19 protein-coding genes are annotated in these 22,917 nt (G+C 74.6%); 11 read left to right on the forward strand and 8 right to left on the reverse strand.

What is annotated here, in order from left to right; genetic code table 11:
- Nucleotides 1-291, reverse strand: a complete 291-nt coding sequence (gene rpsF / locus ACI791_RS15615) for a 30S ribosomal protein S6 (RefSeq protein ID WP_347058678.1) — start codon at nucleotides 289-291, stop codon at nucleotides 1-3.
- Between the two features lie 180 nt (nucleotides 292-471).
- Nucleotides 472-657, reverse strand: coding sequence for a hypothetical protein (locus ACI791_RS15620; RefSeq protein WP_456586866.1), 186 nt, complete (start codon nucleotides 655-657; stop codon nucleotides 472-474).
- An 896-nt stretch (nucleotides 658-1,553) separates the two neighbouring features.
- On the opposite strand from ACI791_RS15620, the gene ACI791_RS15625 reads away from it, so the two are divergent.
- Entirely contained in the window at nucleotides 1,554-2,369 is an 816-nt protein-coding gene (locus ACI791_RS15625) for a deoxyribonuclease IV (RefSeq protein ID WP_456586867.1), read from the forward strand.
- Between the two features lie 27 nt (nucleotides 2,370-2,396).
- Here the strand turns inward: ACI791_RS15625 and ACI791_RS15630 are convergent, their stop codons facing one another.
- The 3 genes from ACI791_RS15630 to ACI791_RS15640 form a co-directional block, all read right to left on the reverse strand.
- Complete coding sequence (locus ACI791_RS15630; protein ID WP_456586868.1) at nucleotides 2,397-3,956, reverse strand: glycosyltransferase family 87 protein; 1,560 nt, start codon at nucleotides 3,954-3,956, stop codon at nucleotides 2,397-2,399.
- A gap of 21 nt (nucleotides 3,957-3,977) precedes the next feature.
- On the reverse strand, nucleotides 3,978-6,386 hold the full coding sequence (locus ACI791_RS15635) for a transglycosylase domain-containing protein (protein WP_456586869.1): 2,409 nt from the start codon (nucleotides 6,384-6,386) through the stop codon (nucleotides 3,978-3,980).
- A 143-nt stretch (nucleotides 6,387-6,529) separates the two neighbouring features.
- Complete coding sequence (locus tag ACI791_RS15640) at nucleotides 6,530-6,946, reverse strand: DUF5318 family protein (RefSeq protein WP_347058683.1); 417 nt, start codon at nucleotides 6,944-6,946, stop codon at nucleotides 6,530-6,532.
- A 159-nt stretch (nucleotides 6,947-7,105) separates the two neighbouring features.
- On the opposite strand from ACI791_RS15640, the gene ACI791_RS15645 reads away from it, so the two are divergent.
- From ACI791_RS15645 to ACI791_RS15655, 3 genes are all read left to right on the forward strand, one after another.
- Nucleotides 7,106-7,771, forward strand: a complete 666-nt coding sequence (locus ACI791_RS15645; protein WP_456586870.1) for a PadR family transcriptional regulator — start codon at nucleotides 7,106-7,108, stop codon at nucleotides 7,769-7,771.
- A 95-nt stretch (nucleotides 7,772-7,866) separates the two neighbouring features.
- The gene (locus ACI791_RS15650) at nucleotides 7,867-8,946 is read left to right on the forward strand and encodes an inositol-3-phosphate synthase (protein WP_456586871.1); all 1,080 of its coding nucleotides are present in this window, start codon (nucleotides 7,867-7,869) and stop codon (nucleotides 8,944-8,946) included.
- 156 nt (nucleotides 8,947-9,102) lie between these two features.
- On the forward strand, nucleotides 9,103-9,864 hold the full coding sequence (locus tag ACI791_RS15655) for a hypothetical protein (RefSeq protein ID WP_456586872.1): 762 nt from the start codon (nucleotides 9,103-9,105) through the stop codon (nucleotides 9,862-9,864).
- A 118-nt stretch (nucleotides 9,865-9,982) separates the two neighbouring features.
- On the opposite strand, the gene ACI791_RS15660 is transcribed toward ACI791_RS15655, so the two are convergent.
- Complete coding sequence (locus ACI791_RS15660; protein WP_456586873.1) at nucleotides 9,983-10,504, reverse strand: YqgE/AlgH family protein; 522 nt, start codon at nucleotides 10,502-10,504, stop codon at nucleotides 9,983-9,985.
- A 297-nt stretch (nucleotides 10,505-10,801) separates the two neighbouring features.
- Here ACI791_RS15660 and ACI791_RS15665 point away from each other — a divergent pair, with 297 nt between their 5' ends.
- Nucleotides 10,802-12,073: an MFS transporter gene (locus ACI791_RS15665; RefSeq protein WP_456586874.1), complete on the forward strand. Its 1,272-nt coding sequence runs from the start codon at nucleotides 10,802-10,804 to the stop codon at nucleotides 12,071-12,073.
- Between the two features lie 13 nt (nucleotides 12,074-12,086).
- Here ACI791_RS15665 and ACI791_RS15670 read toward each other — a convergent pair whose 3' ends face one another.
- Together ACI791_RS15670 and ACI791_RS15675 are read right to left on the reverse strand one after the other, a co-directional pair.
- Nucleotides 12,087-13,043: a matrixin family metalloprotease gene (locus tag ACI791_RS15670; protein ID WP_456586875.1), complete on the reverse strand. Its 957-nt coding sequence runs from the start codon at nucleotides 13,041-13,043 to the stop codon at nucleotides 12,087-12,089.
- Nucleotides 13,044-13,116: 73 nt separating this feature from the next.
- Complete coding sequence (locus ACI791_RS15675; protein WP_456586876.1) at nucleotides 13,117-14,604, reverse strand: CCA tRNA nucleotidyltransferase; 1,488 nt, start codon at nucleotides 14,602-14,604, stop codon at nucleotides 13,117-13,119.
- 112 nt (nucleotides 14,605-14,716) lie between these two features.
- Between ACI791_RS15675 and ACI791_RS15680 the strand changes: the two genes are divergently transcribed.
- The 6 genes from ACI791_RS15680 to trxA all read left to right on the forward strand — a co-directional run bounded on the left by ACI791_RS15680 (nucleotide 14,717) and on the right by trxA (nucleotide 22,908).
- Nucleotides 14,717-15,193 carry an NUDIX hydrolase gene (locus ACI791_RS15680; RefSeq protein ID WP_456586877.1) on the forward strand — a complete coding sequence of 159 codons (477 nt, stop codon included), beginning with the start codon at nucleotides 14,717-14,719 and terminating at the stop codon, nucleotides 15,191-15,193.
- Nucleotides 15,190-17,580 (forward strand): DUF6049 family protein, encoded by a 2,391-nt coding sequence (locus ACI791_RS15685; protein WP_456586878.1) that lies wholly within the window; start codon nucleotides 15,190-15,192, stop codon nucleotides 17,578-17,580. The genes ACI791_RS15680 and ACI791_RS15685 overlap by 4 nt, the downstream gene beginning before the upstream one ends.
- Complete coding sequence (gene murJ / locus ACI791_RS15690) at nucleotides 17,577-19,661, forward strand: murein biosynthesis integral membrane protein MurJ (protein WP_456586879.1); 2,085 nt, start codon at nucleotides 17,577-17,579, stop codon at nucleotides 19,659-19,661. The genes ACI791_RS15685 and murJ overlap by 4 nt, the downstream gene beginning before the upstream one ends.
- An 80-nt stretch (nucleotides 19,662-19,741) precedes the next feature.
- Nucleotides 19,742-21,385, forward strand: a complete 1,644-nt coding sequence (locus ACI791_RS15695; RefSeq protein WP_456586880.1) for a hypothetical protein — start codon at nucleotides 19,742-19,744, stop codon at nucleotides 21,383-21,385.
- 64 nt (nucleotides 21,386-21,449) lie between these two features.
- A complete protein-coding gene (gene trxB, locus ACI791_RS15700; protein ID WP_456586881.1) occupies nucleotides 21,450-22,463 on the forward strand; it encodes a thioredoxin-disulfide reductase in 1,014 nt (337 codons plus the stop codon).
- Between the two features lie 115 nt (nucleotides 22,464-22,578).
- Nucleotides 22,579-22,908: a thioredoxin gene (gene trxA, locus ACI791_RS15705; protein WP_347058694.1), complete on the forward strand. Its 330-nt coding sequence runs from the start codon at nucleotides 22,579-22,581 to the stop codon at nucleotides 22,906-22,908.
- The last annotated feature ends 9 nt before the right edge of the window (nucleotides 22,909-22,917 follow it).

The raw sequence follows: 22,917 nt of genomic DNA on the forward strand, positions 1-22,917 counted from the left end.
TCAGTGGACCTCGGGCCGCATCAGCTTCGTGCGCAGGACCGACTCGTTCAGGTTCAGCTGCCGGTCGAGCTCGGAGACCGCAGCGGGCTCGGCATCGATGTCGATGACCGCGTAGATGCCCTCGGCCTGCTTGTTGATCTCGTAGGCCATGCGACGGCGGCCCCAGATGTCGACCTTGCCGACGTTGCCACCGGAGTTGGTGATGACGGTCAGGAACCGGTCGAGCGAGGGCGCGATCGTGCGCTCCTCCAGATCGGGGTCGAGAATGACCATCAGTTCGTAATGACGCACGGAGAACCCCACCTCCTCTGGTCTCAGCGGCTGCAGGGAATCTGCAGCAGGAGGGTCGTACACGCGTCGCGCGCCCCGGCTGGAGCCGGAACGCGCGGCTTCAGGCTACCAGCGCTGCGGATCCGGCCACCAGGCGCGGCCGCGGGGGACGACGACGGCCGTCGCGGTGACGCCTGGCGATCAGCGGGTCTCGCGCGCTGCCTGTGTGGTGCGGACGAGCGCCGGGGTGACGGCGGCCAGCGCGACGACGGCGGCGAGCGCGGCCGTCGGCAGGGTGACCGGGTCGGCCCCCGACACGGTGGCGACCTGGTCGGCCGTCTCCCCGTCCGGCCCGGAGGAGCCCAGACCGGCGAGCTGGCCGAACACCGGGACCGAGGCACCGTCGCAGGAGCCCGTGACGCCACCGGCACCGGTGCGGTCCGTGCTGCCGGTGCGGTCGGTGCTGCCGGAAGGCGAGCCGGGGACGACGGAGCGGGACGGGTCGAAGGCCGCGGCGGCCGAGCGGGTGCCCGGGGCGAGCTGCGCGGCACCCCGGCCGCGGTGTCGTAGGTGTACCGGCGGCCCGGGACGTCCTGCGGCGACGGAGCCGGCGCCACCTCGGGGCTCGGGGCCTGACCGGTCGGTGGGGGCGCCGGTGCGGCCGGGTCGGTGGGTGGCGGCGGGGTGCCCTGCGGCGCCTCGGGCAGCGCCAGCGGTGGGAGCGGCGGCAGGTTCGCGCCCGCGAGGTCGGGCAGCGGGAGGAGCGTGTTGACGACCAGCGGCTGCGGCCGTGGGAGCGGGGGCAGGAGCGCGGCCGCCGCGTCCAGGAGCGGCTGGGTGAGCGCCGCGCCGCTCTCGTACGTGTAGGTGAAGGTCAACCAGCAACCGGCGACGCAGCTGCGGTCGAACGTCTCGGTGAGAGCGGCGCCGGGGGCCAGCGCCTTCCGCCCCGACGGCACCGTGAGGGTCACCTGGGTCCTGGCCGTGACGTCGACCAGCGCCGGTAGCACGGCGCCGCCGACCTCGACCGTCCTGTCCCGGAGCTCGTTGACGAAGGTGACCGACCCGCCCTGGTCGACGGAGACGACCAGCTGGGTCAGGTCCCGGATCGGCACGGTCGCCGTCGGCGGGCAGTGCGACGGATGCGACCCGTCGCCATGTTCTGCTACCTCCACGTCGACGTCACACCGCTACCGGCGGGTAACCCCCGTCACGAATCCAACGTTCATGTGACACAAGCGATACGGGGAGACGAGGAACTCGACCAGAATCGGAGATCCGGCATGGCAGAGCACCCGATCGGCGTACACGTGGGCGCCGGCCTGACCGACGACGGCGAGCTGGACCAGGGCGGGCCGCTGGCCCGCGCGGCCGAGATGGATGCCGACGGCGTCCAGGTGTTCCTCGCCGATCCGCAGGGCTGGAAGGCGCCCCGCCCCCGCCCGGACGCCGCGCAGCTGCAGACCTCCGGCGTCGCGGTGTTCGTGCACGCGCCCTACGTGCTCAACGTGGCGACGACGAACAACCGCATCCGGATCCCCAGCCGCACGCTGCTCGGCAAGCACGCGCAGGCCGCCGCCGATGTCGGCGCCCGTGGCCTCGTGGTGCACGGCGGCCACGTCCTGGCCGAGGACGACCCGGCGGTGGGCGTGGACAACTGGCGCAAGACCTTCGCCCGCCAGGCCGAGCAGGGTGGGTTCCCCGTCCCGGTGCTGATCGAGAACACGGCGGGCGGCGGGAACGCCATGGCCCGCGACCTCGACGCCCTCGGCCGGCTGTGGGACGCCGTCGGGGAGTTCGGCGCCGGGTTCGTGCTCGACACCTGCCACGCCTGGGCCGCCGGCTGGGACCTCAGCACCGTCGTCGACGCGGTGCGTGCGGTCACCGGCCGGATCGACCTGGTCCACCTGAACAACAGCCGGGACCCCGCCGGATCGAGCCGGGACCGGCACGCACCGCTGGGCGCCGGGGAGATCCCCGCCGACGTGCTGATCGACGTCGCCCGGTCCGCCGGCTGCCCGATCGTGCTGGAGACCCCCGGCGATGCGGCCGGTCACGCCGAGGAGATCGCGGTCATCAGAGCCGCCCTGACCGGCTGACCGGACCAGGGGGCGGCGCCTGCTCCGTCACGCCGGGTGGGCCCGGAGGGTGCGCTCAGCGCAGCCCGGGACGGCACCTGGCCGCGGTGCGCTCCGGAGGACCGCCGTGCCACCGCCGTGCCACCGCCGGACGGACCGCGCGGTCACGGCGCCGTCGAGCACTCCCCCGGCCGGGTCGTCGACCCCCGGCCAGCTGGTGCGGACGACGTCCCGGTCGGGGTCGAGCACGTCCCGCACGACCAGCGCCATGAGGACGACGACGGCGACGTCCCGGACGACGACGGCGAGGAAGAACCACTCGACGTCGATGCCGTTGTTCTCCGTGCCCAGGTACCAGAGCATCCGGGGCACCCACAGCAGCGCCTCCGTGGCCTGCCAGGCGAGCAGGGAGCGCCATCGTGGCCGGGCCAGCACGGCCAGGGGGAGCAGCCACAGGGAGTACTGCGGGCTCCACACCTTGTTGGTGAGCAGGAAGATCGCGACGAGCAGGAAGGCGATCTGGGCCACCCGCGGCCGGACCGGTGCGCTCAGCGTGAGCCAGGCGACCACGCCCACGCCGACCAGCAGCGACACCGCGACGGCGACGTTGAGCAGCGCCGGCGCCCCGCCCCCGGCCGCCCCGCCGCCGAACACGTGCAGGGCCAGGTTCCACAGCGAGTCGGGATCCACCGGCCGGGTGCTGTTGAAGGCGAAGAAGTACCACCAGTTCCCCGGCTCGGCCAGGGCGACGGGCACGTTCACCGCGGCCCAGGCGGCGGCCGCGGCCAGCGCGGTGCGCAGCCAGACCCGCAGCTGCCCGGCGCGCAGGCACAGCAGGAACAACGCCGCCAGCACGAGCAGCGGGTAGAGCTTCGCGGCGACCCCCAGCCCCAGCAGGACGCCGGCCGGCACCGGGCGGCGCCGCGCCCAGGCCCACATCCCCAGGCCGGTGAGCGCGCCTGCGAACAGGTCCCAGTTGGTGAAGGCGTGCACGAGCAGCAGCGGGGACAGCCCGATGAGGGCCGCGTCCCAGGGCCGGCGGCCGGCGAGCGCCAGCGTGCTGCGCACCACCAGCAGCGCGCAGCCGGTGAGCAGCAGGCAGGTGACGACGTAGTAGCTCTGCACCGGCGGCACCGAGGGCAGCAGGTGCGAGGCGGCGGCCACGCTGTCGTAGCCGCCGGACAGGGCGGCGGCGAACGCCATGAGGCCCCCGGTGAGGACGGGGTACTCGACGGCGACGTCGAGGTAGGGGAGGGCCGCGTCGAGCCCGTACAGGCCGAACAGCGGCACGGCGTCCGAGTAGCAGAGGTGCGTGTACTGCACCTGTCCGGGCCAGTTGCCGTCGGAGCACGGTGCCTGCTTGACCCACGCCACCGCGAGGACGAGCGTGGCGAACAGCAGGCACACCCGGAGCGGCGTCCAGAACCACGCGCGGCCGGTCACGGCGTAGCGCCCCCACGGGCCGCCCACGGCCTCGCTGGCCTGCCGGACAACCGGATCGGTCCAGGAGGGGACGACCCGGTCGGGAGTCCCGGGCGCCGGCGTTCCACGTAGAACGACCACGGGCCCGTCCGCGGTGGCGGACGGGCCCGTGGGCGAGCTGCTCATGCGAGCAGTGTGCGGCATCGGTCAGCGTGCGGGCGGGGGGACGACAGGCCCCAGTGAGCCGCCGACGCCGCCATCGCCGGGGGTGGTCCCGCCGTCGTCCCCGGTCTCCGGCGGCGTCGGAACCGACGGCGTCGTCGTCTGCGCCGGGGTGCTCGGGGTGGACGGCGTCGTCGTCGGAACCGACGGCGTCGTCGTCTGCGCCGGGGTGCTCGGGGTGGCCGGCGCGGCGGGGGTGTTCACCGGCGGCGGCGGCGCGGTGGTCGGCTCCGGGACGCCCTCGCCGGAGTCACCGGTGATCAGCGCCCTGTCCGGCAGGTCCTCCTCGGAGACGCCCGCGAGGACGGCGTTCATGTACTCCTGCCAGATCGCGCCGGGCAGGCCCGCGCCGTAGACGATCTGACCGCGGGCGGTCCTGATCGGCTCCCGGACGTCGGTGCCCATCCACACCGCGGTGGAGACCGACGGGGTGTAGCCGACCATCCAGGCGTCGGAGTTGTCCTGGCGGTTGAGGCCCTGGGTACCGGTCTTGCTGGCCACCTCCCGGCCGCCGTCCAGCGCGCGGCGCGAGTAGGAGGCGACGTCCTTCAGCGCCACGGTGACGTCGTTGACGACGTCGGCCGGCAGCACCTGCTCACCGGGCCGACCCGCCTGCTCGAGGAGCACCGCGCCCGCGCTGTCGGTGACCTTCGAGACGAAGTAGGCGTCGCGGAAGACGCCATCCGCGGCGAGGGTGGCGAAGCCCTGCGCCTGGTCGAAGGGGCGCATCTCGTACTCGCCGATGCCGATGGACGAGCCGGTTCCGCCGTTGGCGTTCGCCAGCGTCGTGCTGCCTTCGAGGTTGCCGCTCTGCCAGGTGTCGGGCAGGCCGGTCGCCGCGAGGATGGTCTCCCGCACGTTCTCCGGGCCGACCTCGTAGGCCAGGCCGTAGAACGTGGTGTTGAGCGAGCGGGTGATGGCCTCGGTCAGCGTGCAGGCGCCGCAGCTCACACCGCCGGAGTTGGTCACCGCCTGCTCCCGATCGGGGAAGGTCTGCGGCGAGCTGCCGTCGCGCCGCGCGCGGATGCCGATGCCCTGCTCCAGCGCCGTGGCCAGGACGTAGGGCTTCACCGAGGAGCCGGGCTGCCGCTGCGCCTGCGCGTAGTCGGTGCCGGTGCCGTTCTGACCACCGTAGTAGGCGATGACCCCACCGGTGCGGGGGTCGATGGACACCAGGGCCGACCGCAGGTTCTCCGGCTCACCGTCCAGCACGTCCGCCGCGCTGGCGGTGGCGGCGTCCTGCGCCGGCTTGCTGATCGTCGTGGTGATCTGCAGACCGCCGGCGTTGATCTCCTGGTCGTCGTAGCCCTTGGCCTCGAGCTCGCGGCGGACCTGCGTGACGATGTGGCCCTCGGGGCCCTCGGGCGTGCCGAGCGGCGAGTCGCCGCGGGGCAGCACCTCCGGGTACACCGAGGCCTCGCGCTCCGACGCGGTCAGCCAGCCCTCCTCGACCATCGCGTCGAGCACCAGGCCCCAGCGGGTCCGCGCGCCCTCGGGGTCGGTCTCGGGGTCGTTGCCGGACGGGCTGCGGATCAGGACGGCGAGCACCGCGCCCTGCTGCGGGGTCAGCTCGGCGGCCGGGACGCCGAAGTAGGTGTTCGCCGCCGCCTCGATGCCGTAGGCGCCGCGGCCGTAGTAGATGGTGTTCAGGTAGTTCTCGAGGATCTGCTCCTTCGAGAAGTTGTTGTCCAGCTTGATCGCCAGGAAGAGCTCCTGGAACTTGCGGCTGAAGGTCTGGTCGGTGGTCAGGAACGCGTTCTTGACGTACTGCTGGGTGATCGTCGACCCACCCTGCGTCGAGCCACCGGTCAGGTTGTTCCAGGCCGCCCGGACGATGCCGGTGAACGAGATGCCCGGGTCGGTGTAGAAGCTGCGGTTCTCCGCCGCGAGCACCGCGCGCTGCGCGGCCTCGCTGACCTGGGACAGCGGAACGTTGGTCCGGTTCTCGTCGCCCAGCCGCGCCATCTCGGTCACGCCGTCGGAGTAGTAGAGGACCGTCGTCTGCTTGGTCGAGACCGAGTCGGGGCTCGGCACCTCGGTGCTGGCGTAGACGACGCCCACGAAGACGAGGAGGAGGGCGAGCATCCCGCCCATGACGGCGGCGACGATCTTCAGCCGGCGCTTGCGGCCCTGCTTCTTGGTGCGGGTCTTGCCCGTGGTCGCCGGCCGGGCCGGGGGACGGCCTGAGCCGGCGCGCGAGGCGCTCGTGCCGCCCCGGGACGGCGCGGTCCCACCGCGGGCGGCCGCGTTGCGGCCGGCGGGACGGCCCGAACCACCGGCCGGCGGACGGCCGGAGCCGCCACCGCCTCCGGTGTTGCGGGTACGGGCGGCCGGCGGCCGGCGGACCGAGCCGGCCCGCGGTGCCACGGGCGAGGTCTCGTCGTGGCTGGGCACGAGCACACCCCTTCCTGGACTCTCATGATCGACGCCGGGCACCTGCCCGGACACGGAACGTCTTCAGCTGTGGGAGCGGAGCGGGCCCGCGTCGCTGCGGGCCCCGGTCCGCGCGTCACGCGGGCCGGGTGTCGTCCAGCCGGTCACTGCTCGGTGGCTGCCCGACGCCGGCCGCGGCGGGGCCGGCGCCCCGGCTCGGGCTCGGCTCCCAGGACGTACGAGCAGTCCAGGTGGTTCCACCCGCAGCCGCGGCAGACCTCCACCCGGTAGACGGAGAACTCCTCCTGGGCGAGGTCCATACGGGCGAGCTCAGCCTCGGTCTTGGCCTGCCCGGCCACCGGCCCGAGGTGCTCGCCGTACACGTAGTTCACCAGCGTGAGCCGCTCCCGGCGGCACACCGGGCAGGCCACGTCGGTGGGCTGCCCGTGGTACTTCGCGGCGCGGGACAGGTACGGGCTCGCGTCGCACACCTCGAACAACCCGGTGCGACCGGCATGTACTCCCGCCAGGACGGCTCGCCGCTGCAGCGAGTAGTCCACGACGGATCGACGTCCGGGCACGGCGGCCAATGTACGCACCGGCCCGTCCGACGTGGGGTTCCTCGGCCGCAGACCCGTCCCGGGCGGCTCACCCGCCCCACCGGCTGCGGCTGCGGTCCATCACCGCCCCGATGTATCGTGCCGATACATCGACGCGCACGACCGATCGAGGAGGGCGACGTGCTCGAGTTCGCCATCCTCGGTCTGCTGCACCAGGCCCCGATGCACGGCTACGAGCTGCGCAAGCAGCTCGCCCAGGTGCTCGGTGGGCTGCGCAGCATCTCCTACGGCTCGCTGTACCCCGCGCTGCGGCGCATGCAGGCGGCCGGGCTCATCGGCACCGACGAGCCCGATCCTCGGGCGCTGCTGCCGGCGGACGCGCCGCCGCTCACCGGACGGCGCGGGAAGGTGGTCTACACGATCACCGCGGAAGGCAAGGAGCGCTTCCACGAGCTGGTCGGCCAGACCGGCCCGGAGGCCTACGACGACGGCGGGCTCTTCGGCGTCCGCCTGGCCTTCTTCCGGCACACGGCCCACGACGTCCGGCTGCGGATCCTCGAGGGCCGCCGGCGCACCGTGGAGCAGCAGCGGGAGGGCTTGCGGGCCTCGTTGAGCCGGACCCGCGAGCGGCTCGACCGCTACACCCTCGAGTTGCAGCGCCACGGCTTGGAGTCGGTGGACCGGGAGGTCCGCTGGCTCTCCGAGCTCATCGACAGCGAGCGCCGGGAGGCGACGGAGCCTGGAGGAGCGCCCCGGGAGGCGACGGAGCCGGGACCACTACGGGGGGAGACGGGCGGAACCACGCCGCCCGACCAGCACGAGGCGGAGCCACCGCCGACCACGTGAGCCGGCCGGCGGGATGTCCGTCCCGCCGGCAGTCAGCACCGGACCGCTCGCGGTTCACCTACACGGGACCGAACGGTCCAGGGAGAAGGAGAGTCATGGGGTCAGTCAAGGTCGCCATCGTCGGCGTCGGCAACTGCGCCGCGTCGCTCGTTCAGGGCGTCCACTACTACCGGGACGCCGACGAGACCACGTCGGTGCCGGGGCTCATGCACGTCCGGTTCGGCGAGTACCACGTCTCCGACATCGAGTTCGTCGCCGCCTTCGACGTCGACGCCAAGAAGGTCGGCCGGGATCTCTCCGAGGCCATCGTGGCCAGCGAGAACAACACGATCACGATCTGCGACGTCCCGCCGCTGGGCGTGCACGTGCAGCGCGGCACCACCCTCGACGGCCTCGGCAAGTACTACCGCGAGACGATCGAGGAGTCCGACGAGCAGCCGGTCGACGTCGTCGCGGCGCTGCGCGAGTCCGGCGCCGACGTCCTCGTCTGCTACCTGCCCGTGGGCTCGCAGGAGGCCGCCGAGTTCTACGCCCAGGCGGCGCTGGACGCCGGCGTGGGCTTCGTAAACGCGCTGCCGGTCTTCATCGCCGGCACCCAGGAGTGGGCGGACAAGTTCACCGCCGCCGGGGTGCCGATCGTCGGTGACGACATCAAGAGCCAGGTCGGCGCCACCATCACCCACCGGGTGCTGGCCAAGCTGTTCGAGGACCGCGGCGTCCAGCTCGACCGCACCATGCAGCTGAACGTCGGCGGCAACATGGATTTCAAGAACATGCTCGAGCGCGAGCGCCTGGAGTCCAAGAAGATCTCCAAGACCCAGGCCGTCACCAGCCAGGTCGACCGCGACATGGGCCAGGGCAACGTGCACATCGGCCCGTCGGACCACGTGCCGTGGCTGTCGGACCGCAAGTGGGCCTACGTGCGCCTCGAGGGCCGCGCGTTCGGCGACGTCCCGCTGAACCTGGAGTACAAGCTCGAGGTCTGGGACTCCCCGAACTCGGCCGGCATCATCATCGACGCCGTCCGCGCCGCGAAGATCGCCAAGGACCGCGGCATCGGTGGCCCGATCCTGTCGGCGTCGTCCTACTTCATGAAGTCCCCCCCGGTGCAGTACCGCGACAGCGAGGCCCGCGACCTCGTCGAGGCCTTCATCCGGGGCGACATCGAGCGCTGAGGGGGGACCTCCCGCACCTCGCCCGGGCCCGCATCTCCCCTCAGGGGGATGCGGGCCCTGCGCGTTCCTGCCGGGGTTCGGGTGGCTGCCCTGCAGGGACCCGCCGCGAGCCTGCGAGTGGCGGGGGCAGGACGGTCCTTTCACTACGCTTCGGCCATGCGTGCCCGCCGCCAGCTCGTCCCCCGGGCCGGCGCGGCCGGGCTCGCCGCGCTGCTGCTCGCCGGCTGCACCGGCGCCGAGCGGCAGCCCGGGGAGCCGATCACCGAGGACGACGCAGCCGTGCTCGCCGAGCTGCTGCACCGCAACCACGAGGAGGGCGGTGCGGACTTCGTCGTCACCGTGCCCTTCTCCGACGACGCGGTCCTCACCCTCACCGGGGAGATCGACTTCCGCCGCGCGGTCGGGCAGGCCCAGGCGGTGACCGTGGTCGACGGTGAGGACCGCGACACCCGCACCCTCTTCTTCGACCGCGACGCCCTGTGGTCCGGTGACTCCCCCGGTCTCCCGGAGGCCCTGGCGGCCGACGGCGCCCCCGCGGCGAGCTACCTCCGCCGGCCGCTGCCCACGGACTCGCGGGCGGTCGAGCTGATCGACGTCGTCGTCCAGGTGCTGCAGAACCTCTCCGCGGAGGCCCCCGACGACCCCGGGGCGTTCCTCGACGGCCCGTACCGGTGGCACGGCGAGCAGGCGATCGACGGGCAGCCGACCACGGTCTACCGGCTGCGGGACGGGCGCACGGTCGCGGTCGCCGACTCCGACGAGACGCTGGTGCAGTTCCGGACGCCGCTGCCCGACGGAAGCGCCGAGCTGACGGTCACCCTGGCCGACCACGGCACCCGCAGGCTGGCGCTGCCCGCCGAGGACGAGACGGCGGCGGCCGAGGACCACCCGGAGATCGCCGAGGCGTACGGGGTCTAGGGCGGGGGAACCTCACCCGCCGCAGGAAAGCGGGAAGGGGCGGTCTCTTCCCCAGACCGCCCCTTCCCGGGTCCTTCCTACCAGATCGCCGGCGATCGCGCCGCACGGCGCGCCGGGATCAGTTGACGGTCGGATCCGTCGTCGCCGACGACAGCACCGCCAGCCGGCCGGTCTGCCGGCCCATCACCTGGCGCCACAGCTGCGGTCCCGAGAGGCCGGCGAGCACGTCCCCCGGCCGGCTCGGGACGCACGCCCAGGCGCCCTCGGCGAGCTCACCGGCGAGCTGGCCGGGGGACCAGCCCGCGTAACCGGCGAAGACGCGCAGGCCGCTCAGCAGGCCGACGAGCGCCTCGGGGTCGGCGTCGAGGTCCACCAGGTGCACGTCACCGGCCACGGGACGCAGGCCGGGCGCGGGGACGTCTGCCGGCGCCGTGGCGAGGCACAGGGCGGTGTCGGTCTCGCACGGCCCGCCCACGTGGAAGACACCGGGGGCGACGGCGAGCTCGCTCCAGCCCGGCAGCACGTCGCGGATCTCCACCTGGCTCGGCCTGCCCAGCACCACGCCGAGCGTGCCGGTGTCGGAGTGGTCGAGGACGTAGACGACGGTCCCGGCGAAGGTCGGGTCGGTCAGGACCGGCATGGCCACCAGCAGAGCGCCCGCGCGGACGTCGTCGAGGCCGCCGATCGACAGCTGCGGAACGGCACCGGCACGCCGGCGACCTGTCGCGGGCCGCGTGGGCGGACCGGATTCGGGTTCGGGTGACGCAGGCGCCGGCGACATCTTTCCCAGTGTGCCTCAGATGCGCACCGCCCGGGACCTGCACCGGCCGTGATCCGCGTTCCCGCCGGGCGCCCGGCGGGGACCGGCCGCGACGGCCGCGGCGCGACGGGGCGGCGGTCACGCAGGGCCGATCCAGGCGCGCCCTAGGGTGACCGCGTGGCCGAGGCGGGGACGACCGTGCGCAGCCTGCTGGCGCGACGGGACTTCCTGCGGCTGCTCGGCACCCGGCTGCTGTCGCAGTTCGGCGACGGCGTCTTCCAGGCGGCGCTCGCCGGCACCGTGCTGTTCAACCCGCAGCGGGCCGCCGACCCGGTGGACGTCGCCGCCGGTTTCGCCGTGCTCCTGCTCCCCTACTCCCTCGTGGGACCGTTCGCCGGCGTCTGGCTGGACCGCTGGAGCCGCCGGCAGGTCCTGCTGCGCGCGAACGTCCTGCGCGCCGGCCTGGTCGCCGTCGTGGCGGCGCTGGTCCTCGCCGGTGTGCAGGGGCCGGCCTTCTACGTGGCCGGCCTCGCCGTCTTCTCGGTGAACCGGTTCGTGCTGGCCGCGCTGTCGGCCGGCCTGCCGCACACGACCGACGAGGCGGCGCTGGTGTCGGCCAACGCGCTGTCGACGACGTCGGGCGCCGTCGCCACGGTGACCGGGGGCGGCGTCGCGCTGGCGCTGCTGCAGGTCACCGGGTCCGACGACGCCGGTTACGCCTCCCTGGCGCTCTCGGCGGCGCTGCCCTACCTCGGGGCCGCCGCGGTCGTCGCCGGCTTCCCCCGGGCGCACCTGGGCCCCGACCACATGGCCCGCTCCGCCCGGCTCTCGGTCACCCAGGTGCTCGCCGGCATGGCCTCGGGCGCGCGGCACGCCTGGCGCGACCGGCATGCGGCGGCCGCGCTCACCGCCATCAGCCTGCACCGGATCTGGTACGGGCTCCTGACGCTGATGCTTCTGCTCCTCTACCGCAACACGTTCACCGGGGGGACCGGCCTGTTCCCCGGTGGGCTGGTCGGCCTCGGCGAGGTGGTCGCCGCCGGCGCCGTCGGGACCCTCACCGCCGCGGCGGTGACACCCCCGGCCGTCCGCCGGATCGGCAAGGAGCGCTGGGTCGCGCTGCTGCTCACCGTCGGCGGCCTGGCCCAGGTCGCCCTCGGTCTCCTGCTGCAGCCGCCGGCCGCCGTGCTGGCCGGCTTCGTCCTGGGCCTGATGGGCCAGGGCGTGAAGATCTGCGTGGACACCACGCTGCAGGAGTCGATCGACGACGACCACCGCGGCCGGGTCTTCTCCGTCTACGACACCCTGGTCAACGTCGGGTACGTCGCCGCACTCGTCGCGGGCGCCTTCGCCCTTCCCGCGTCCGGGGTGTCGCCCCCGCTGCTCGCCGTCGTCGGCGCGGGGTACGTGGCCACGGCGCTGCTGCACACCCGCATGGCCCGGCCCTGAGTCGTCCCCGCCCTCAGAGCTCGGGGATGCACGGCCCCCCACCCAGCGCGGCGAGGCCGGTCAGGTCCCCGCTCGCGAAGTCGGTCACCGCGCGACGCGTCTCGGGGAACATCAGCTCCCGGTCGTCGTCGACGTGGGAGAGGCCGACCAGGTGGCCCAGCTCGTGCAGCACCACCGATCGCAGGATCGCGGCCCCGTCCCGCTCGCCGAGGACCTGCGGTGCCTGCCCGGCGTCGAGGCTGACGGTGCCGGTCACGTAGACCCGCGGCCCGTCGCCCAGCGACACCGCGGTGCTGCCCGCCGCCCCGATGACATCGCCGGCCAGCGCCGGGTTCTCCGTCTCGGTCTGCCAGCCGATCAGCACCGGCGCCCACCGGTCGCCGTAGCGCTCCGGCTGGTACGGCAGCCGATCCCCGGCCAGCGGCTCGTCGGTGTAGCCGTCGAAGGAGAACCGCAGGCCGGTCAGCTCACCGATCCGGGCCACGGCGTCGTGCACCATCGGCTCGGTGCCCGGCGGCGCCGCGTCGGGGCGGAGGACGTAGCGGACCTCCCGGCAGGGGTCGTAGGCCACCGGGGTGACGCCGTCCTCCTGGACGGAGACGTAGGCGTAGGACCCGCCCTCCGGCGGTGCCGGGGGAGGGCTGCCCAGGGGCGCCGCCGCCCCCGCCGGCAGGGGCCGGTCGGTGGGCCGGGCCGGCGCGGTCGCACCCGGGACCCCCGGTGCGGCGGCCTGCTGGTCGCCCGGCCAGGGCGATGCCGGCGGGTCGGCGAGCACGAGGCCACCGGTGATCGCCACGACGGCCAGCGGCACGGCCCACGGCAGCCGGTGACGGCGGCGACGGGGGACCGGGGCCCGCGGCGGCGCTGCCCCACCGGCCAGCTCGTCGAGGAGCCACTGCGGGGTCCGGCCGGTCGGCGACACCGGGGGGCCGGCGGCGTCGTCGGGGCGCTGAGAGTGCACACCGGTCATCTCGGCACCCCCGTCGTCGTCCTGGAACCCCGCCCCTCCCGGGTGGCGCGCTCGCCCGCCTCCGCGCGGCGGATCAGGCCCCGCGGCCGGCCCACCACGCCCGCAGGGCGGCCTCGGCCTCGTCGGGGTCCAGCGGGCCCCGCTCGAGCCGCAGGTCCTTGAGGAACCGCCAGGCCGCGCCCACCTCCGGCCCCGGTCCGAGGCCGAGGATCTCCATGATGGCGTTGCCGTCGAGGTCGGGGCGGACGCGCGCGAGGTCCTCCTGCGCCTCGAGCTCGGCGATCCGCTGCTCGAGCGAGTCGTAGGTGGCCGAGAGGGCCGCGGCCCGGCGCTTGTTGCGGGTGGTGGAGTCCGACCGCACCAGCTTGTGCAGGCGGGCGAGCAGGTCCCCGGCGTCGGTGACGTACCGGCGGACGGCCGAATCGGTCCACTGCCCGTCGCCGTAGCCGTGGAAGCGCAGGTGCAGGAAGGTCAGCCGGGCGACGGCCTCGACGACGTCCTTGGGGTAGCGCAGCGCGGTCAGCCGCTTGCGCACCAGCTTGGCGCCGACCACCTCGTGGTGGTGGAAGGAGACCCGGCCGCGGTCCTCGTGCCGTCGGGTCGCCGGCTTGCCGATGTCGTGCAGCAGCGCAGCCAGCCGCAGCACCAGGTCGGGTGACTCGTGCGCGTCGTCGGCCCGCTCCAGCGCGATCGCCTGGTCGAGGACCGTGAGCGAGTGGGTGTAGACGTCCTTGTGCTGGTGGTGCTCGTCGATCTCCATGCGCAGGGCCGAGAGCTCCGGCAGCACGACGTCGGCCAGGCCGGTGGCGACGAACAGCTCCAGGGCCGCCCGCGGGGCGTCCTGCAGCAGCGTCTTGGACAGCTCGGCCTGCACCCGCTCGGGGGTGATCCGGGCCAGCTCGCCGGCCAGCGAGGTCATCGCGGCGACGACCTCCTCGTCCGGCGCCAGTTCCAGCTGGGCGACGAACCGGACGGCGCGCAGCATGCGCAGCGGGTCGTCGGCGAACGACTCGACCGCGGGTCCCGGTGTGCGCAGCCGCTTGGCCAGCAGGTCACCCAGCCCGCCGTAGGGATCGGTGACCGTGCGGTCGGGCCCGAGGGAGACGGCCATCGCGTTCACCGTGAAGTCCCGCCGGGCGAGGTCGTCGGTCAACGAGTCGCCCCACGCCACCTCCGGGTTCCGGGAGCTGCGGTCGTACCGGTCGGCCCGGAAGGTGGTGATCTCGACGCGGACCCCGCGGACGTCGGCGCCCACGGTGCCGAAGGCGATCCCGGTGTTCCACGTGGAACGCGCCCACCCGCGCAGCAGCTCGAGGACCTGCTCCGGGCGGGCGTCGGTGGTGACGTCGAGATCGCCGGGGACGCCGCGGCCGCCCGTACCGGCCGCGAGCAACGCGTCGCGCACCGAGCCGCCGACCAGGTGCGCCTCGAAGCCGGCCCCGGCGAATCGCTCGCCCAGCTCGGTGAGCACCGGGGAGACGTCCACGAGCTTCCGGACGGTCTCCTGGACGGCCGGGGGGACGGGTTCCGGCTCGGGACGACGCGGCGGGGTGGCGGACACGACGAGCCAGGGTAGTGCGACCGCCCACTCCCTCCGCCCGGCGCCGGCAGCGAGCTCGGTCCCCGCTGCGATGCTGCCGGAGCCCTCGACCGAGTCGCGCTACCCTCCTGGCATGGCTGGTACGGGCGGGCGCGGGCGCCCGGGCCGCCGGCTGCGACGGGTCGACGAGACCTCCGCCGGGGGCCTGGTGGTGGCCGACGACGGCGTGACCGGGCCCCGCGCCGCTCTGATCGGACGCACCGACCGCCGGGGGAGGCTGCTCTGGTCCCTGCCCAAGGGGCACATCGAGGCCGGTGAGACCCCCGAGGACACCGCCGTCCGCGAGGTGGCCGAGGAGACCGGGATCATCGGCGAGGTGGTCGCCCCGCTCGGGATCATCGACTTCTGGTTCGTCGCCGAGGGCCGCCGCGTGCACAAGACGGTGCACCACTTCCTCCTGCGGGCCGTGGGCGGCGCGCTCTCCGACGCCGACGTCGAGGTCACCGAGGTCGCCTGGGTGCCCCTGGAGGAGCTGAGCGCGCGGCTGGCCTACGCCGACGAGAGGGCGCTCGTCGAGCGCGCGCCCGGACTCCTGGCCGACAGCGCGTGACGCGGCCGGCTGCCGCCGGCGCCGGCGGCCGCCCCGCCGCCGAGCCGCCCGCACGGCCGGGTGCCGCCCGGCGTGCCGCCGTACTGGTCCCGCTGCTCGCCGCCCTGGCCCTCGGCGGACCGGCTCTGCTCCCCGGCGCCGGGCTCGCACCGGCGGTCGCGGCGCCGGGTGCCGCGGCCCCGGCCGGCGCGAGCGACGCCGACCGCCCGGTGCGCATCGACGTGGCCCGGTTCGAGCCCCGCACGGTGACGCCCGGCTCGCTCGTCACGGTGACCGGGACGCTCACCAACACCGGCACCGAGCCGGTCACCGACCTCGCCGTGCGGCTGCAGCGCGGCACCGTCCGCACCAGCCGACCGGCGCTGGCCGAGGCGGTGAGCGACCCCGACCCGGCCACGACCGTGCAGCCGGCGTTCGCGCCGCTGCCGGGCGCGCTGGGCCCCGGCGACAGCACCGAGTTCAGCTACACGCTCGACTCCGCGGAGCTGCGGCTGGAGCAGGACGGCGTCTACCCGGTGCTGTTGAACGTGAACGGCACGGTCGACGGCGACCACGAGCGCCGGGTGGGGGAGCTGGCCACCTTCCTGGTGCAGCAGCCGGTCCTGCCCTCCTCACGCACGACGGTCGCCTGGCTCTGGCCGCTGTCCGAGCGCAGCCACCGGAACGCCTCCGGCGACTTCGTCGACGACGAGCTCACCGAGGAGATCAGCCAGGGGGGCCGGCTGGACCGCGTCCTCGCCGTCGTCGAGCGGCTGCCCGCCGGTCTTCCCGACGGGGGCACCGCACCCGCCGCTCCGCTGCCGATCACCCTGGCGATCGACCCGGCCCTGGTGGAGGAGCTGGCCCTCATGGCCGATGGGCCCTACGCCGTCGACGGGGTGGCCGGCGCCGGAGCGGGCACCGAGGAGGCCCAGGCGTTCCTCGCCCGGCTGCGCGCGGTGGTGGCCTCCCGCCCGGTCGTGGCCCTGCCCTACGGCGACGTCGACGCCGACGGCCTCCAGGCGGCCGGACTGCCGTCGGTCGTCACCCGCAGCCTGCCGGGCTCCCCGGAGGGCACCGCCCAGGACCCGATCGGCCCGCCGCCGGTCGCCGTGGACCCGGCCGCCGAGGGCGGGACGCCCCCGGCCGACGCGCAGGAGCAGCCCACCACCGGCGCCGGGGCGGAGATCCTCGCCGAGGTGCTGGACGTCGCGCCCGCCACCGACCTGGCCTGGGCCCCCGACGGCTCCTACGCCCCGGAGACGCTCGCCACCCTGCGGGCCGGCGGCATCGACCGGGTCGTCCTGGGCAGCGGTGCACTGACCGGGGGAGGCTCCGCCGTGGGCCTGGACGGGTCCGACGCCGTGGCCCGGGCCGCGGTCCCGACCGGCGAGGAGCCGCTGGACGTGCTGGTCGCCGACCCCACCTTGAGCACCGTGGTCGGCGCGGCCGAAGCGACCGCCGGCGGGCCGCGCATCGCCGAGCAGCGCTACCTGGCCGAGCTGGCCGCCCTCACCCTCCAGGCGCCACCGGGCAGCGAGCAGACGGTGCTGGTCGCCCCGCCGCGGAACCTCGACGCGGGGCTCGAGGGCGCCGGCGCCATGATCTCCGACACCGCCGGCCTGCCGTGGCTGCGGGCGGGCAGCGTGGCGGCGCTGGACGCGGTGCCCGCCGCCGACGCGGGATCGCTCGCCCTCCCCGTCGAGCGGACCGGCCTGGACGGCGCCGGCATGACGGCGCTCGGCGCCGCCGTCGCCGCGCGGGAGGACCTCGCCGCGGCGATCGCCGGGGACGCCGACCAGGCGCTGCAGGCCTACGACGCCGGCATCGCCCGCGCCGCGTCGGTCCTGTGGCGCGAGGACCCGGAGCTGTTCGCCGAGGCCGCCGCCGGCGCACGCGCCACGCTCGCCCGGCTGCGCGAGCGGGTCACCGTCGTCGCCCCCGTGGACGGCACGTACAGCCTCGCCTCCAGCGACGCGCCCCTCGTGCTGACGGTGGACAACCCGCTGCCCTTCCCCGTGCAGGTCCGGCTCCGCGTCGACACCCCGGGCAACCGAGGGCTCAGCGTCGGGGACATCGGAGTCCAGACCCTGCCGCCGGAGCAGCGGACGACGTTGCAGGTACCCACCGAGCTGCGCCGCTCGGGCGGGTTCGCGGTGACCGCCCAGGTGACCACGCCGTCGGGCAGCCCGCTGGGGAGCCCCGTCGAGATGCAGGTGAAGAGCACGGCCTACGGCCCGATCTCGTTGTCCATCACCATCGGCGCCGCGTCCCTGCTCGGCCTGCTCTTCCTCCGCCGGCTCGTGAACTTCGTCCTCCGCCGTCGCCGCGGGACCCCCGCCGCCGACGGCGGGACCGGACCGGCGTCGGCCCGGTTGTCCGTGCCGCCCACCCGGAGCCCGGTGTGAGCGACCAGCCCCGGAGCAGCGAGGACGGCACGTCGTCGCCGGGCGGCGACGAGCCCGCCGACCGCGCCCGGCCGGCCCCCCTGCCACCGCCCCCGGCGCCGACCAGCGCGTCCGCGGGGCGGCGCACCTGGGGCTCGCCGTTCCCCGTGCCGCCGGCCCCCTACCTGGCGACCCCACCGAGCGACGCGGTCTTCGCCGCACGCCCCACCGTCGAGGGGGGTCCGGCCGAGGTCGCCGCCGACAGCGGACTCCCGCAGTCGCGTTCCCGGCCGCCGCTGCCTCCCGTGCCCCCGGTGGCGGGCCGGCCGGCCCGGCCGGCGGCCGCCCCCCTGCCTCCCCTGCCGCCGCTGCGGCACCGCTGGGTGCCGGCCGCGGACGACACCCAGGTCTTCCCCATGCCGGTGCTCCCCCCGGTACCGCGCACCGGGCAGGAGACCGACGAGGACGTCGAGCGGCGCGAAGGTGCACCGGGCGCGAGCGGGGGCATCCTGCGCGCGGCCGGCACGATGGCCGTCGCGACCCTGGTCTCCCGGATCACCGGGCTGCTGCGCACGATGGTGCTCGCCGCAGCCCTGGGCGTGGGGTTGTTCGCCGACGCCTACAACACCGTCAACACCCTGCCCAACATCGTCTACGAGCTGCTGCTCGGCGGCGTGCTGACCTCGGTCATCGTCCCGCTGCTGGTGCATGCGCAGGAACGCGACCGGGACGACGGCGTGGCGTACGCGCAGCGGCTGGCCACCCTGGCGATGACCGGCCTGCTGGTCATGACCGCGCTGGCGATCCTGGCCGCACCGCTGCTGACCTCGCTCCTGGGCCTCGACGAGAACCGCGAGCAGTACGAGGTGGCCAACTGGCTGGCCCGGATGCTGCTCGTGGAGATCGTCTTCTACGGGTTGGGTGCCTTCGCCCAGGCGATCCTGAACTCCCGCGGCGTCTTCGGGCCGCCGGCGTGGGCGCCGGTGCTGAACAACCTCGTGGTCATCGCCACGGGGCTGGCCTTCCTCGCGGCGGCCGGCCCCGGTGCGCTGGAGCCGGCCACCATCGCCCCCGGGCTGGTGTGGCTGCTCGGCATCGGCACCGTGCTCGGCATCGCGCTCCAAGCGGTGGTCCTCGTCCCGCTGCTGCGCAAGGTGGGCATCCCCCTGCGCCCCCGCTGGGGTCTGCGCGACACGGGCCTGCGCGAGGCCGGGGCGCTGGGCCTGTGGGTCATCGGCTACGTGGCCGTGAGCCAGATCGGCGTCGTGGTGGCGCTGCGGATCGCCAACGCGGCGCAGCGCGACGGCGGCCTGGGCTCCACCGCCTTCCAGTACGCCAGCCTGCTCTTCCAGATGCCCTACGGGATCATCGGCGTCGCACTGCTCACCGCGCTGGTGCCGCGGATGAGCCGGGCCGCGGCACGGCGGGACGTGCCCGGCGTGGTCGAGGACCTCTCGCTGGGCACCCGCCTGTCGGCGCTGGGCCTGCTACCGGTCACCGCCGTGCTGACCGTCCTCGGCCCGCCGCTCGGCGTGCTCGCCTTCGCCCGCGGCAACACCTCGGTGGACGAGGCTCAGGCCATCGGCACGGCCCTCGCCGTCGGCGCCTTCGGCCTGCTGCCGATGGCGGTGACCCTGCTGCAGCTGCGGGTCTTCTACGCCATGAAGGACGCCCGCACGCCCACGCTCATCCAGGTGGGGATGGTCGCCGTCCGGGTGCCGCTGCTGGTGCTGGTGCCCGTGGTCGTCGAGGCGGAGCTCGTGGTGGCCGGCCTGATGCTCGTCACCAGCCTGACCTACGTCGCCGGATGGGTCATCGGCGACCTCGCGCTGCGCCGCCGCTTCGGCGGGCTGCGCACCCGCGAGACGTTCGGCCCGCTGGCCCGGATCGCCGCCGTGGCGCTGGCTGCCGGTCTGGTCGGCGGTCTTGTCCGGATCGTGACCGACGACCTGCTCGGACGCTCCACCACAGGCTCGCTCCTGCAGGTGCTCCTCGGTACCGTGGTCGTCGGCGGCGTCGCACTGGTCGGTCTGGTGGTGGCCCGCGTTCCGGAGCTCCGGGAGCCCCTGGCCGCGGTCAGGGCCCGGCTGGGACGCAGGTGACCGGGGACCACCGGCCGGAGCCGACCGTGCCGGAGCGACCGCCTCGGCGGTCAGAGCAGCACGAGGAGTCGACAGTGTCGATGGCGTCCACGACCACCGGCCTGCCCGACCGCTACCGCCCGCTGGACCAGATCGGTCCCGACGAGACCACCCCCACCGGCATCATCCAGAGCTGGCGGGCCAAGGACCGGGTCCTCAACCGCGACGTCGCCATCCGGGTGCACATCCCGGCCGGTCCCGCGGCGCACGCCTGGATCACCCGCGCGCTCACCGCCGGCGGGCTGGCCACCCCCGCGCTGGCCATGGTCTACGACGCCTCGGAGGGCAGCGGCGACCCGCAGGCCCCCGGCGGCGCCGCCTACGTCGTCAACGAGTGGATCGACGGCGAGACCCTCGCCGACCGGCTCCGGTCCGGTCCGATGCCCGAGCGCGAGGTCCGGCTCGTCCTCCGCCGGCTCGCCGAGGGCGTGGCCGAGGCGCACCGCGTGGGCCTGGCCGTCGGCGGCCTCTCGCTGGACAACGTCGTCCTGCGACCGAACGGGCTGGTCGGGCTGCGGGCGGTCCCCGCGGCCGCCGGCACCGTCGAGGGCGACATCACCGCGCTCGGTGAACTCCTGGAGGCCTGCCTCACCGGCGTCGGTCCCGGCGCCCGCCCGGTGACCGGCCCCTCCGACCTCGTGGCCCTCGCCCGCCGCGCCCGGTCCACCGCACCCGGCCAGGGGCTCTCCAGCGTCGCGGCCATGGCGGCCCTGCTCGGGGAGCGCGGGCGGAGCGGCTCCACGCAGAACCTGCACCCGAACCGGGCCGACGACACCGACGGCGGCCGCCGGCGCCGCCGCGAGGCGGGGGCCCCCGTTCGGCTCGAGCGGACCACGCTGCCTCCCGTGCCGCCGGTCCGACCGGTCGGCGACGGCGGGCCGCTGCCCGCCTCCGCGCTGGGCGGCGACACCGTCGCGGCCGCCCCCTCGTCGCTCCCGCCTGCGCCGGGGAGCGAGGACGGGCTCTTCGGCGTCCTGGGCGGCCGAGGAGCCCGCGACGAGGACGACGGCTACGCGCCAGAGGACGAGAACGAGGACGCGGCCCGCGGGCGCCGGTTGGTGGTCGTGGGCCTCCCGCTGCTGGCCCTCGTCGTGGTGATCGCGCTGGCCTGGTGGTTGGGCTCCAGCGTCCTGTCGGTGGCCGACTCCGTCGACGAGGAGATCGCCGGCTCGACCCCGCCGACGGCCGGCGCCCCCGTGGCGGACGGGGGCGGGGAGGAGCCGGCGCCGGAGCCGGGCGCCGCGGCCACCGTCAGCGCCGCCCAGGTGTTCGACCCGTTCGGCGACGGCGAGCCGGAGAACGACGAGGACGTCCCGCTGTCCTACGACGGCGACCCCGCCACCGGTTGGTCCACGCTGGACTACCGGGGCTCCCCCGCGTTCGGCAACCTCAAGCCCGGCGTCGGCGTCGTGTACGACCTCGGCGACGTACACGAGCTGTCCGGCGTCACGGTGCAGTCGCCGGTGCCCGGCGCCACCGTGGAGGTGCGCACGGCGGAGTCGGCCGGCGAAGCCCTGGAGGACTTCTCGGTAGCGGCCGCCGGCACGCTGACCGGAAGCACCGACCTCGCATTCGACCAGCCGGTTCCCGCCCGGTACGTGCTCGTGTGGATCACCGGCCTGGTCGACGGCCCCAACGGGTTCTCCGCCGAGCTGGCCGAGGTCGAGGTCCGCACCGCCGGCTGATCGAGGCCGCCCCGGGACGGGGTCACGCGGGAATGGGGCCCTTACGATCGTGGTTGTGCCGCCCGTGACGACAGACCAGCCGACCCCCGGCCCCGCCGTGACCACCGGCGAGGTGACCCGACCGGTCATCCCGCCGGCCGAGCACGACGGCATCCGTGACCTGATCATCATCGGGTCCGGCCCCGCCGGTTACACCGCGGCCACGTATGCGGCCCGCGCGAACCTGCACCCGCTGGTGTTCGAGGGGTCGCAGTTCGGCGGCGCCCTCATGACGACCACCGAGGTCGAGAACTTCCCCGGCTTCCCCGAGGGCATCCAGGGCCCGCAGCTGATGGACGACATGCGGACCCAGGCCGAGCGCTTCGGCGCCGAGCTGGTGCCGTCGGACGTGACCGGGGTCGACCTCACCACGAACCCGAAGATCGTCAAGGTCGGCGACGCCGTCCACCGCGCGCACGCCGTGATCGTGGCCACCGGCTCCAAGTACAGGTACCTGGGTCTGGACAACGAGCAGCGCCTGCTCGGCCGCGGGGTCTCGGCTTGTGCCACCTGCGACGGGTTCTTCTTCCGCGACCAGGACATCGTCGTCGTGGGCGGTGGCGACTCGGCGATGGAGGAGGCCACCTTCCTCACCCGGTTCGCCAAGAGCGTCACCGTGGTGCACCGCCGCGAGGAGCTGCGCGCCTCGAAGATCATGCAGCAGCGGGCGCAGGACAACGAGAAGATCCGCTGGGCGCTGGGCAAGCAGGTCACCGACGTGCTTGGCGAGTCGACCGTCTCCGCCGTCCAGCTGACCGACACCGCCACCGGTGCCACCGAGACCATGCCGGTGACCGGCATGTTCCTGGCCATCGGGCACGACCCGCGCAGCGAGCTCTTCGTCGGACAGCTGAAGCTCGACGACGAGGGCTACATCCAGGTCGAACACCCGACCACCCGCACCAACATCGACGGCGTGTTCGCCTGCGGCGACGTCGTCGACCACATCTACCGCCAGGCGATCACGTCGGCCGGCACGGGTGCCGCCGCCGCCATCGACGCCGAGCGGTGGCTCGCCGAGACATTCGACGAGCGCTGAGCCGGCCTCCCCACCTCACGACCGCGCCGGGCATAACCACCCAGCCCGCACGGTTGTGCGGGCGGAGACTCGTCAGCGCCAGCAACGAGCCAGTCGACCGAGAGGGAGAACGACCATGGCAGGCAACACCGTGACCGTCACCGACGCCAGCTTCGCCACCGACGTGCTGGGCAGCGACAAGCCCGTGCTCGTCGACTTCTGGGCGGAGTGGTGCGGGCCGTGCAAGATGGTCGCCCCCGTGCTGGAGGAGATCGCCTCCGAGCACGGTGACAAGCTCACCATCGCCAAGCTCAACATCGACGAGAACCCGCAGATCGCCCGCGACTACCAGGTCATGTCGATCCCGACCATGACCGTCTTCCAGGGCGGCAAGCCGGTCAAGAGCATCATCGGCGCCAAGCCCAAGGGCGCCATCCTGAGCGACCTGGCCGACTACATCGGCTGACGCGCCGGT

It is taken from the genome of Blastococcus sp. SYSU DS0973, from assembly GCF_054051055.1.